The sequence below is a fragment of the Streptomyces sp. genome (genome assembly GCF_019510245.1).
Lineage (GTDB): Bacteria > Actinomycetota > Actinomycetes > Streptomycetales > Streptomycetaceae > Streptomyces.
The window spans coordinates 1-12,064 of sequence record NZ_JAEKKT010000105.1 but is presented as its reverse complement, the minus strand read 5'-3'; the positions used below and the strand labels follow the sequence as shown (position 1 = coordinate 12,064).

General features: G+C 67.8%; 10 protein-coding genes. 3 read left to right on the top strand and 7 right to left on the bottom strand.

What is annotated here, in order from left to right; genetic code table 11:
* Positions 1–459 precede the first annotated feature (459 nt).
* On the bottom strand, positions 460–1,728 hold the full coding sequence (locus tag JF597_RS06300) for a CdaR family transcriptional regulator (protein ID WP_293990430.1): 1,269 nt from the start codon (positions 1,726–1,728) through the stop codon (positions 460–462).
* Positions 1,729–2,255: 527 nt separating this feature from the next.
* Here JF597_RS06300 and JF597_RS06295 point away from each other — a divergent pair.
* Entirely contained in the window at positions 2,256–3,146 is an 891-nt protein-coding gene (locus JF597_RS06295) for a LysR family transcriptional regulator (RefSeq protein ID WP_293990428.1), read from the top strand.
* Positions 3,147–3,486: 340 nt separating this feature from the next.
* On the opposite strand, the gene JF597_RS06290 is transcribed toward JF597_RS06295, so the two are convergent.
* Positions 3,487–3,918, bottom strand: a complete 432-nt coding sequence (locus tag JF597_RS06290; RefSeq protein WP_293990426.1) for a nuclear transport factor 2 family protein — start codon at positions 3,916–3,918, stop codon at positions 3,487–3,489.
* Positions 3,919–4,616: 698 nt separating this feature from the next.
* On the opposite strand from JF597_RS06290, the gene JF597_RS06285 reads away from it, so the two are divergent.
* Positions 4,617–5,081 carry a GNAT family N-acetyltransferase gene (locus JF597_RS06285; RefSeq protein ID WP_293990424.1) on the top strand — a complete coding sequence of 155 codons (465 nt, stop codon included), beginning with the start codon at positions 4,617–4,619 and terminating at the stop codon, positions 5,079–5,081.
* A gap of 649 nt (positions 5,082–5,730) precedes the next feature.
* On the opposite strand, the gene JF597_RS06280 is transcribed toward JF597_RS06285, so the two are convergent.
* Positions 5,731–6,654: a hypothetical protein gene (locus JF597_RS06280; RefSeq protein WP_293990422.1), complete on the bottom strand. Its 924-nt coding sequence runs from the start codon at positions 6,652–6,654 to the stop codon at positions 5,731–5,733.
* A 1,456-nt stretch (positions 6,655–8,110) separates the two neighbouring features.
* On the opposite strand from JF597_RS06280, the gene JF597_RS06275 reads away from it, so the two are divergent.
* Positions 8,111–8,542 (top strand): hypothetical protein, encoded by a 432-nt coding sequence (locus JF597_RS06275; protein WP_293990420.1) that lies wholly within the window; start codon positions 8,111–8,113, stop codon positions 8,540–8,542.
* Between the two features lie 133 nt (positions 8,543–8,675).
* Here the strand turns inward: JF597_RS06275 and JF597_RS06270 are convergent, their stop codons facing one another.
* The 4 genes from JF597_RS06270 to JF597_RS06255 form a co-directional block, all read right to left on the bottom strand.
* Positions 8,676–8,849: a hypothetical protein gene (locus JF597_RS06270; RefSeq protein WP_293990418.1), complete on the bottom strand. Its 174-nt coding sequence runs from the start codon at positions 8,847–8,849 to the stop codon at positions 8,676–8,678.
* A 258-nt stretch (positions 8,850–9,107) separates the two neighbouring features.
* Positions 9,108–9,866 (bottom strand): type VII secretion system-associated protein, encoded by a 759-nt coding sequence (locus tag JF597_RS06265; RefSeq protein WP_293990416.1) that lies wholly within the window; start codon positions 9,864–9,866, stop codon positions 9,108–9,110.
* A gap of 59 nt (positions 9,867–9,925) precedes the next feature.
* A complete protein-coding gene (locus JF597_RS06260) occupies positions 9,926–10,441 on the bottom strand; it encodes a response regulator transcription factor (protein WP_293990414.1) in 516 nt (171 codons plus the stop codon).
* A gap of 356 nt (positions 10,442–10,797) precedes the next feature.
* On the bottom strand, positions 10,798–10,983 hold the full coding sequence (locus JF597_RS06255; protein WP_293990412.1) for a helix-turn-helix domain-containing protein: 186 nt from the start codon (positions 10,981–10,983) through the stop codon (positions 10,798–10,800).
* Between the last annotated feature and the right edge of the window lie 1,081 nt (positions 10,984–12,064).

Sequence of the window (12,064 nt, the reverse complement as noted above, 5' to 3'; positions counted from 1 at the left end):
GTGACAAGAGGCACTTCACGCCCACTCCACCAGTCACCCAATCGGCCTGACACCATCATTGAGACTCACTCCGCGCGTGCATGAGGCAGGTCGAGTGCGGCAGGACAGACAACCGGCAAGGCTTCTGCGCTGGCGAGTTGAGACGTCGAACATGTCCCGCAACGCCACGGAGCCTTATCCGTTGCGAACGCCTACGTCGTCACCCGATCAGCGGCCCCACCGAAAGACCTCAGTGGGGCCGCGGCGTCCACGGCGACCGAGATGGAGGCAGAGGGTAGCTGCCTGGCGGCGTCGGTGTAGGGCCGGGGTTCCGGCCTGCGTGTGTCCTGCGGGTGCCTGCTGGGCGACGGGGCGATGGCTGCCGGACTGGTCGGACGGCGTTGGTCCGTTTCGGCCTGGCGTTGCATCGGACCGGGAGTGCGGGGGCTTGCATCGCATGGCTGCTCGTCGCTGCCCGCCTTATCTGCCGATCACGTCTGAGAGACCGTCGCTCCTTGACGCAGCCGACAGGCCCTTGGTGCGCAGGGATCGCGATCCGACCGGCCGTGAGGAGACCTGCGCCCAGATCACCGCGAGCCACACCACGGTCCGGTCGCTGTGACTTTGCAGGTCGAGGCGGGTGAGCTTCTCGATCTGCTTGATCCGGTACAGCAGGGTGTTGCGGTGCATATGAAGGGCGGCCGAGGTCGAGGCGCTGTCGAACTGGTTCTCGGCCAGGCAGGCGAGGGTCGCCGTCAGTTCACCGTTGTCCCCACCTGTCAGCGGGCCGAAGACACGGCGGGTCACCGCGTCGGCGACTTCGGGAGAGTTCGCGAGGAGCATCTGGGGCAGGAAATCGTCGGCTCGGACGCGTCCGTGCCGCTGGGACCGCGATGCGACGGCGACGAGCAGACGCAGGTTGTCGACCGCGGTCTGTAGACCGGTCCGCCCCGTGGGCAGGTCCTCTGCCAGGAGCAGGCGCCGGTCCGCCAGGAACGCGGACCAGCCGAACCCGGGGCCGGTGATTCCGGTGATGCGGACGTCCTCGACGAAGGCCAGCGCCCCGGCGGTGCGCAGGCGGGCCGCCAGATCGGCACGCTCGGCGGGGGCGGACTTGTCGATCAGGGCGACGAAAGGCACATACGGTGGCGCCAGATCGAAGCCGAGCCGGGCGGCACGCTCCTGGTCCTCCACTGTGATGGGCAGGTGGGTGCAGAGGCGGTCGAAGAGAGTGTGCGCCCGGCGGTCACCCTGTGCGGACGGCAGGTCGGCCTGGTCCGCGTAGGCCTGGGTGAATATCCGCGTGACCAAGTCGAGGTAGCTGTCGAAGTAGCTGTCGAGGCGGTGTCGCCCCTGCTCGGCCCATTCCGTCAGCCGCGCTCCTTCCTCCTCCGTGACCAGGCTGAGCACGGCGTTCCAGAAGGCGCGCGCGCCCCTCCGGTGGAGGAGCAGAACGCAGTCCAGCGGCTGCCCGGCGCCGGCGCACTCCCGGGCCCGCTCATACATCTCTGAGAGGACGTACGAGTCCGGGGGAGTGCCGCTCAGCATCCAGTGCAGGAGTAGACCGGCGTGCCGACGCAGCTCGGCGCGAAGGGCGGAAGCCTCGTAATCGCGCGCCAGGCGCATATATTCGGGCGTATGGCGAAGGTCGGGCTCCATGCGCTGGGCCACGGCGTCGGCGTCGAGACGCTCCAGGGTGTCACGCAGCGCCGTTGCCACGACGGCAACGCGCTCGGATCTGTCGGTCATGATGTACATGCGCGAACCCGGAAGAGAAGCGAACGCGCTGCGGTGCTGTCGCATGACGAAGTGCTCGGGGTGTGCTCGGTACACGGTGTGGCCCTGCCCCGGTGCCGGCGTAATCCCATGATGACTCCTTTCGTGGGGGGAGTATCGGGCCCGCGGGTGAGATGCGGGGCCGACACCCGAGGAGGCGGGCGTACTCCGAGTGGACAGTCGTGTGACCCTGTCCGCGCTTGACCCGCGAAGGGCTCGCTCGCCCCTGCGGCTGTTGCCGAGCCGCGATGGTTTCGCGGCGAATGGTGTGTACGCGACATAAGGTTGACTGCGTGCATACCCCCGCTTTGTGGTGCTCACCGGATGTCCTTGCGTGCTGGGCGTCGCGCCCAACTGCATGGGCGGCGGCGGCCGTTCCGGCCCTTCTCGCCGGTCTGACCATGGTGTATCGGCCGGGGGTGACCTCGCCAATGCCTATCTGTTCGATTCTGAAGCCGTTTCGGCATACGCCGTGATGGGGTGGGGCTACGATGGGGGTCATGGACCTCGACATACGCCGGGTGCGCTACTTCGTGGCCGTGGCCGAGGAGAGCAGCTTCGTGCGAGCGGCGAGCCGCCTCTACATGACCCAGCCGGCGCTCAGCCGTCAGATCCGGGCGCTGGAAGAAGATCTGAGTGTGGTCCTCTTCCAGCGAGACCGGCAGGGCACTGTCCTGACGCGGGCGGGCCGTCAGTTGCTGGAGGACGCCCGGCCGATGCTGGCGATGTCGCAGGCGGTGCAGCAGCGGGTGCGGACGGCGAACCGCGAGGTGAACCAGTTCAGCATCGGCTTCATGCCGGGTATCGTCGTCACTCCCATCGTGCGGGAGTTCGCACGGATGGCGCCGCAACTCGACATCGATGTCGTGCACACCACGGTCACCGACCAGGTCGACTTCCTGATCGACGGGCGGGTCGACGTCTGCTACGTGCGGCTACCCTTGCCGGAGGGCATGTTCGAGGTGGTCCCGCTCTTCCCGGAGCCCCGGGTGGTGGCGCTGTCCAGTGAGCATCCGTTCGCCGAACTCAAGACGGTGCACGTCGAGGACCTGCGTGACATGACCTTGTTACAGGATCCGCGGGACGTACCGGAATGGCGCGGGCGTGTCCCTCGCGATCCGTTGGCGCCGCAAGGCGACACCGGGCGGTTCCCGGTGACCATCGAGGAATGCCTGGAGGGCGTCGCCTTCGGGTCCGGATGCTATGTCATGCCGGCCGGCATGGCCAGTTTCTACCGCCGCGACGACGTCGCCTACCTGACGCTGGAAGGCGTTGCCTCTCGCATGGTCGCCCTGGCGTACTCCAAGCACCGAACGATGCCGGAGCTGAATCAGTTCGCCGAGCTCTCCCGCCGCATGCTCGGCCCCGGCCCCGGCCCCGATCCCGACTGACGACCTGCGCCGGGCGACAACGCTTTGCGGACCAGTGCGGGCCACCGGTCATGCCGATGCTGTGCCGAACGGGCGGAAACGGGCCGAGGGGGACGAAACCAGGGGCCGTGCGCCGGAAGACCATGGCGAGCGGCGAGGCGCCGACGTAGGCGGTGAGCGGCGCGGTGGCCGATATGGACACGACGGTGACGGTCATCCCCGCCACCGCCGGCGGATCGGTCCGGACCTCACGATCCGCCGCCCTCGACATCCGTCGGCGAACAGTCGAACCACGCCGTACTTTTTGCGGAACACAGGTAGTCGCGTTTGCTCGCGGTGCTTCGGTAGGGCGGCCGGCCTTTCAGCCCAGCGGTGGCAGGAGACCGGTCTGCATGAGGAAGCCCGCGAGGTTCCAGTAGTCGCGGTTCTCGGTGATCAGCCCGTCGGTGCGCACACCGATGGTGACGCCGGGGCACTCGAACCACTTGCCGGTGGCAGGTATCCCGAGGTCGGGGTTGGCGCGGTCATGGGTGCCGGAAAGAACCCATTCGAACGAGTAGGAGTCGCCCGATTCCACGACTTTCCCCAGGGTGAAGACGTAGTCGCTGGAAAGACTCGCGTCCATCCCGTCGATCAGCGCCTTGACCGCGTCCTTGCCCTTGAAGGTGCCGCCGAAAGCGGTGTCGACAACCTGGATGTCCTCACTCATCATGTCGACGACCGCTTGCGAGTCGTGACGGTTACAGGCATCGACGTACTTCTTCACCCAAGAAGGTGCGTTCTGCTCGTTCACGGTTTTCCTCATCGCTCTCAAGTGGATGCGACAGCTCGCATAGCGAGACGAATGACGCCCGTCGGCGCCGAAGGGCCCGGTGGCCGGCATGCTCCGGAAGGCGAGTATCTGCATACCGATTGTTCAGCAGACAGGATGTCTGCGGCCAATGCCGAATCGGACCGGCCTGATGCCCCATCGGCATAGCGAATGGCCAGGGCCGGTAGTCCGGCACACTTGGGTGCCGAAGTGTCCGTCCAGACACCGTCGTGGGCCCCTCGGTTCCCAGCGCGCCGCAGTTGCGATTCGCCGGCGCCGGACTGCTCCTCTGCGCACGGCGCCGGTGGCGCCCGTGAGCCTACGGACATGACCCGCTGAACGGCGGGGAACCAGTGAACCCGCGAAAGTAGTCGAACGGACACTTGTGTGAGGCCGCCGTCCGGGCATCCTGCGCCTCAGGTGCGGTCATGCCGATATGGCATCAGCGTGTGAGGGCCTGGCATTGGCGATACCGGTAGTGCTCACCGAACATCGGCACGGAGTCCCGGCGGATCAGCTGTCGGACGGTCGTCCTCGAGGGGCTGGACGCTGCGATGCAGGAAGAGTTATCGATCATGACAATGCCTCACCCGGCTGCCCCGTCTGGCGTGTCCGTCGCCGGCGGCGCGCACACCGAAACTCCGGAGTCACGCACGAGCGTGAGTGCTCACCGAATCACGATGTCCCGGCCCGCCGCCTTCAACGACCTCGATCGCGTCAACGAGATGCATGCCAGATGCTCGTTGCAGTCACGCTATGCCCGCTATGGTGCCGCGCGCCGAGCCCTCACTCCGCGCGAGTGGCGTCGCCTCTGCGATCAGGCCGGGGGAATCACCCTGGTCACAGTCCCGCGCCGCGACCCGTCCCGAGTGATCGCCGTCACCTGCCTGATGCGGACTCAACCTCTGCATCTGAGCGACTTCGGTATTCTCATCGAAGACTCGTGGCAAGGGCAAGGGCTGGGTACCACCCTGACCCATCACATGGTGGCTCTAGCCCGCACGCACTCCCGCGACTGTCAGGCCGTCACAGCCACCACAGGGAGCGACAACCAGCGCATGCTGTCCATCCTGCGAAGGCTGGGCGCCCGCATGAGCCACCCGAGCGGAGGCACCGTCGACGCCTTGATCCGCGTGCAGACGTAGCTGTTTACGGCTGCTTCGCCGGGCCCGGGTGCACGGCCCTACGATGGGTCGAGACGGCCGGTTACCTCTGCTGACCCGCACATATTCAGCAGCGTCCACGTGATGTGCATGTCCACGGTGCGGCCCGAAGTCGGGCGGCCGAACCCGGTGGAGAGATCCGAGAGAGAGTCCGGGGTGCCGAATCAGCCGCCGACGTGCCGAGGGCCGGCCGAAGAAAAGGCCCGGGCCGTCAGCCGTCCTGGAGCTGCGCCGCCGACAGCGGGCGAGAGCCGTATCCGCACCGCCCACGGCACCGGCCCGCGCACGGTCACGCAACAGCGGCCCCCGGCTTCGCCGGAACTCGAGTGCCGCCGATGCGTTGGTGTGCCTCACGGATCTGTCTTGCGCGCCTCCATGAGACGCGAACGCGGCGGCCGTCCAACTGCGTACGAGGCATCCGGTCGTACTGGGGCAGGGGAGCGCGACGGCCTATGGCACCGCACGGCACGGACCCACCGCTGCTTGTCCGTCCCTTCCTCCAACCCGGCCGTCCAGGCCTCCACGAGCGCGGCCCTCACCGCCTCCTCCGACTCCTCCGGTTCCGCAGTGTCGTCCCGGAGCGTTGTTCGCTCGTCCGTGCTCATCTGCCTGTCGGCCTGCTCTCTCCCGATCATGAAGCTGTTGTTTCAGTGCCGGTTCGTGACATGACGATCAGCCCGGGTGGACGGTCCCATGGGCAGGCGACAGTGGAACGGACCGACATCATCGACGGGCTCGCCGCCCGAGGGCCGGCCGTCATCAACTCCAGCTCGTCCAGAGTGCTCTCGTCCAGCCACGTGGAGTCCTTCCCGGTGGCGTTCGCCGACTCCTGGCCTTCGGTCCGCTGCTCCGGCGGAAACAATTCGCGCATGAGCACCAGAGGCCGTCTTCCGTCGATCACGCGCAGTACTTTGAATCGAGTGCCGGGCAGGAAGACCAGCTGATCGGGAACGGATGGGTCGACCGTCCCGGTGAGACGTGCGGTCAGCGACCACACGACGAAGCCCGGTCTGTCCTCACGCAGCGCAGCCGCCGACGCCGAAGCGGTCCAGAAGCCCTGCTCTGTGACGAACCGGTTCTCGCGGTACCAGTCCGTCACCGGTCCGACTGTGGTGGTACGTACGGTCGCCGGACCGCGGAAGGAAGGCAGCCGACGCAGTCCCGCTGCGACGCACCGGGCCAGCGACAGGTGCCCGCCGACCACTCCCTCGGCCAACGCTTCGTCGAGGTTCCGCCGTTCCTCGGTCAGATACAGGTGGACAGCCGCCAGGTCGGCGAGCGTATCGACACGGTTGTTCCGGATGCTGCCCGGGTGGGCCGGGGACTGTGCCGACCGGCCAGCCATCGTGTCCATCGCCTCGCGATACCGGTCTCCGTACGTGCGCCATACCCGGAGCCGGTCCCACGAAAGGCCCCGCACACCTGCCGGGTTGATCCGCGCGGAGGCGCTCGGCACGGGCTGGACCCGGTATTCGGCACCGCCGGTTGTCCTGAGCGATGTGGGCGCCCAGCGTGCGCCCCGTTCATGTCTGGAGGACTCGTCGGGCATGCTCATCGCGTTCTCCTGAGGAGAGTTCGGAGGTACAGGGGACGCACGGTGGAAATACGCGTTACAGGCATCCGCCGAGAAGCGGGCGCTGAACGGGCTGCGCCGGGATGCCACCGTCGCCGACTCTAGGAGCGGGCTCGCGGTCACGGTCGGTCGTCGACCGAGTGAGGCACGGAAAGGCCCACGAGGCTTCCCGTTCGTACCGGCGGTGGACAACCCGCTCGGGGCACGCGTGGTTCGCGGTCGTCGTAACGAACCGGCAGAGCACAAGGCCAGTGCCGTTCGGGCTTCCTTCCGTGAGCATGCGTCCGAGGGATCGGTGCGTTCGGCGGCAGGGCCCGGTATGTCGGCCCCTCTGCCATGTCCGTCGCTGACTGTCACAGGGCAGAGGGCCAAGCGGGCACAAAAGGGAAGACGTCGCTCCCTTCCGTGCCCCGTCAGGACTTCCGCAGCCGGAAGCGTGTCGCCCGGCTCTACGGTGCTCACATCGGTCATCGCGGCTGGCTCCTTCGTGAGGTCACACCCTCACGCCCGCCGAGTCGGCCGCACCGTCGGACTCCTGGAGACCGATCGGCTGGGGCGCGCCACGTTCCGTGGGTAAAACCGCGCACCAGGGGGTCGATGATCCTGGCTTGCGCCGGCCGGCCATGGGCTGCGCGACGTGCGGGCGCCGACGGCGGTTTCCCCCGCGGCCTTACTGGGGGAGATCTGCGGTCGCCGTCCGATCCGTGTCGACACCAGCGGCCGCAGTCAGCCGGCGCCTGACGGGTCGCCCCGGCCCTACGAGCCGCCCTTGGGTTCCGGGCCACGCTCTGCGGCAGCAGTACCGGATCCGGCCGGAGGATACGCAGTTCCTGGTCACCGCTCGGAACACCGAACGCTGCCCAGTCAGTTGTCGGAGGGAGGCTAGAAGGAGATGTGGGAAGGAACGGGCGGGACGCCCCGCTCACCCAGTTGTGGTTGCCCTCCCGGCGGACGGTACGACCGGTGCGGAGCGATCTCTCGTCGGCGCCCGGACGACGCAGCCACCGCCGGTGCGGAGAATCGGGCGCGCGTCGGCGGGGGGCTGATTCCTCCGGCCCGAGCCGCCCATCGCGGCGGTCGAGGAGCCGCATCGGGAAACGCCCTGCCCGTATTCCCACGAGACGTTCGGGTCAGAGGCACAGCCGTGCCCCTCGCCGGAGTCCGTGAGACAGTCATCTGTTCGGCCATGGCGGATGAAGATGTCCCCTACCCCGTGAGCGTCGTTTTCTCGCTCCGACGTGAGCAGACGGCACCCTTGCTCCGTACCATGCGCAGTCAGCATGTACTGCCTGCTCTGAGCTACACGTGGGGCTCCGAACAGGCTTACGTCGCCCTGCTTCACGAAGCCGGCACTCCACTCGCCGTCCTGGACGTACCGAGTCCCCGGTGGAAAGAAGGCCTCGAACAACGGGTGCGTGTGCTCAGCAGGATTTCCTCCGTGATGGTGCTCGTACCTGACCACACGGAATCCGCGGATCTCCTGCTGGCGGGGGCCACCAACGTCGTTCCCCGCGACACGCCTGCCAAAGAACTCGGCAGCAGAATCGCCGCAGAGCGGCGATGGCTGGACATGCGGCCGCCACCCCGGCGATCGGCGACGAATCCGCTCGACTACGGGCTTCTCCGTCCGCAGCAGTGCTCTCAGCAGGTGCTGTTCGACATCCTTTGTTCGGCCGAGCGGCCGTGGTGCTGCCATGATCTGTGTCTGATACTCGGCACGGCCGAGGAACCGATGCGTCGCAGAGCGTTGCAGGCCAGGATCGCACGGCTCGAGGAGCGCCTCATGCCCTACGGCGTATCTATCGACTGCACAACCCAATGGGGGCGCACGACATACAGGGGTTTCGTCGACGAGGCGGGGAGACGATGAACAACGCTCGGAGCGGATCCGGAGGCCGTGCCCGGGGCCGACGAAGGCGCTGCGCGCCCCCGCAGACACTGATGATTCCGATCGGCTGCCCCTACCGGTCGGGGTGCCGTCATCCGCGCAGCGGGTGGGCCGCTCACCGCGTCCGCTGGGCATCGCAGCCCCCGAAGGCGAACGAGTGGATGTGCTGATCGGGCAGGAAACCGAGAAGAATGCCCTGCACTTCTACGGCGGCCGTGCGCGGGCGGTCGTTCAGCTTGAACGCGGAATCCCGGACCACGTTGCCGCGTGTAATGACGTCATCGGCCACGCCGAGACGGTCGCGGGCCGCGAAGGCGCCATACGGTCGCGTGCGATTGGTCTAGGCGGGGACGAGGCCCCAGTGCCGGTACCCCTCGCCGGTCCTGAGGCCGGCGAGGAGGTGTCCGGCGAGGAGGATCACCGACTCGTCGGTGGCCGAAGCGCCGACGGTGCCCGGGGCCTCGGCCGAGGCCGGAGGTGCAGTCGGCTCGTAGGGGTGGGCGGCGACCGCCTCCGCTCCCCTACGAGCTCTTCCCCAGGAAGGTGTTCACGCCTCCGGGGCGGCCCCCGTGACCGCCGCGTCCATCCCCGGGAGGTCAGGGGCCGCGTCGGAGCCGGTATCGGCTGCCGCCAGATGCACGTCGACCGCCTTCCGCAGCGGCTCGGTCTCCACGAGGAGGCTGACCGCGCCGGACGGGTTGACGAACAGGCGGTGTCCTTCGGGCAGCTGGAGGAGCAGGTCGGCCACCGAACTGACCTCGGACAGGAGCTGCCCCTCCCCTTGGAGCTGGGCGGTGGAGCTGTGGACGGGAAGTACGGGGGTGCCGTCGGGGGCGGCTCCGGTCAAGGGGGTGCCGTCGGCGGCGACCCAGAAGGAGACTTCGGCCGCTGCGAGGCTGCGATGGACTTCTTCGGCCGTCCCGTAGCCGGTGCTGGCCAGCTGGATCGCGGCGTCGACGGGGTCGGTGGGGTCGGGCCAGCCCCTGGCCGCGGGCGAGGGGCGGTACTCCGTGTTCTCCTGCCATTCCTGGATGGTGCCGTCGGGACCGGAACGCCATCTGCCGACCAGGCTCCAGGAGGGCGGTGGGCCCTCGCCCTGCCAGGCGGGGTCCACCATGGCGATCCAGTGGTCGGGCGCGACTTCGGCCGCTTTGTGGATGTAGTCCGGTGCCTCGACACTCTCACCGAACGGACGACGGTAGGCCGCGGACGCCGCTTGGTCGAACTCCGGATAGCGCGACGGTGGCGACGTTCGGTCCGTGTCCCACGTCCGGCTCTGCTCGTCGGACGGCTGGCTGGCGTTCATCTGATCCTCGCTGAGTTGGCGATGGCGCATCGTGCGGAGGTGTAAGGCTTCGGCCGGGTTCATATGAGCTTGTGGCGGATGGCGTAGGAGACGGCGTGGACGCGGTTGCGCAGGCCGAGGCGATTGATGACGCCGTAGAGGATTTTTTTGATGTTGCGTTCGGAGTAGCACATGGTGTCGGCTATCTCGGCGAGATCGAGGCCTTGTGCGACCAGCCGGAGTACGTCGATCTCGCGGGTGCTCAGGCCGGAGGGTGTCAGGCCCTTGGGTACCAGTACGTTGCGTTGGAGGCGGTCGGCCTGGTCGAGTAGTTCGCCTTGTACCGCGGAGGGCAGCAGTGCTTGGCCGGCGGCGACTGCGAGTACGGCGCGGATCAGGGCCTGCGGCTGTGTTTCGGCGCGCCAGAGTACGGCGCGTACTCCGCTTTCGGCTGCGACGGTCAGGTCGGCGTACCAGCCGTCGTTGACGACGAGCACGATGCGTGCGGGGGGCGGCATGGGCAGGCTCTGCAGGGCTTCCAGTGTGGAGTTGTCGGCGGTCTGGATCGCCACCACGACGACGTTGGCTTCGGTCACTGGGGTGAGCGTCAGTTTCGGTGCGTGGCTCAGGCCGGCTGCCAGTCCGGCGTAGGTCAGTGGGTCCGCGGCGTCCACGGCGACCGAGATGGAGGCTGAGGGAAACTGCCTGGCGGCGTCGGTGTAGGGCCGGGGTTCAGGCCTGCGTGTGTCCTGCGGGTGCCTGCTGGGCGACGGGGCGATGGCTGCCGGACTGGTCGGACGGCGATGGTCCGTTTCGGCCTGGCGTTGCATCGGGACCGGGAGTGCGGGGGCTTGCATCGTGTGGCTCATCGCTGTTCGCCTTCCGAAGTGAACGTGCCTGTGGGGTCAGCGCCCTTGGATGCAGCCGGCGGCCATTTGGTTCGCATGAATTTTTATCCGGCCGGCCGTGAGGAGACCTGCGCCCGGATCACCGCGAGCCACACCACCGTCCGGTAGCTGTGACTTCGCAGGTCGAGGCGGGTGAGCTTCTCGATCTGCTTGATCCGGTACAGCAAGGTGTCACGGTGCACGTGGAGAGCGGCTGCGGTGGAGGCGCTGTTGAACTGGGTCTCGGCCATGAAGCTGAGGGCCGTCGTGCGTTCGCCAGGAGCAGCTGGGGCAGGAGATTCCTGGCCCGGGTGTGTCCGCGCCGCTGGGGCCGAGATGTGACGGCGACCAGCAGACGCAGACTTTTGACAGCGGCCTTGGGATCTGCCCGTAGCTGCGCACGCGCCACTGCGCCTGCGCATACGGTACGAACATGCCATCCACCCCGTACCGAACGCCCAAGTGCCGTCGAGCGGACCGATCGTCCGCCGGTCCGGCCGTACTCGGCGACGGCGGAGTTCCGACGGACCCACGACCGACCGTGCGGCGCTTAGTTTTTGGTAATGAATGCATGACACATACCCCGAAGTGGATGTCTCCCGTTTCCCGGCGCACACCCAGCTGCCCTTGTCTGCCCAGCGCGCAACTCCCGTGCCAGCCAGTGGCCGTCACGGGGGGTCCCGGTCATACCATCGTGTATCGATCGGGGGCGGCATCGCCAATGCCCATTCGCTCGCTTCTGAAGCCGTTTCGGCATATGTCGTCGTGGTCGCGGGCGTCGTGCGCCCACGGATCTCGGCAAACGCGGGCCGCGAGCCGCCTCTGCATGTCCCAGCCGGCGCTCAGCCGCCAGATCCGGGCGGGGGAAGAAAACGACCTGATCGACGAGCAGGTCGACGTCTGCCACTGCGGCTACCGCTGCCGGAGGGCATGTTCGAGGTGATCCCGCTCTTCCCGGAGCCCCGTGTGGTGGCGCTGTCCAGTGGGCATCCGCTCGCCGAACTCAAGACGGTACACGTCGGGGAGCTGCGTGACATGACCTTGTACGAGGATCCGCGGGACGTACCGGAATGGCGCGGGCGTGTCTCTCGCGATCCCCTGGCCGCCAGAGGGCACTCGGGCGGTTCCGGTGACCACCGACGAATGCCTGGACGGCGTCGCTCTCGCACGGTCGCCCTGACCCACTCCGGGGACCGGTCATGCCGGAGATGTTTCAGTTCGCCGAGTTGTTGTGCCGATGCCCGGTTCCGGGTCCCGGGTGACGTCTGGCTGCGGCGGCCGGGGTGTGTCTGGCTGACCGGCATGAACGGACACTGAGCGGGGTCCGCCCGT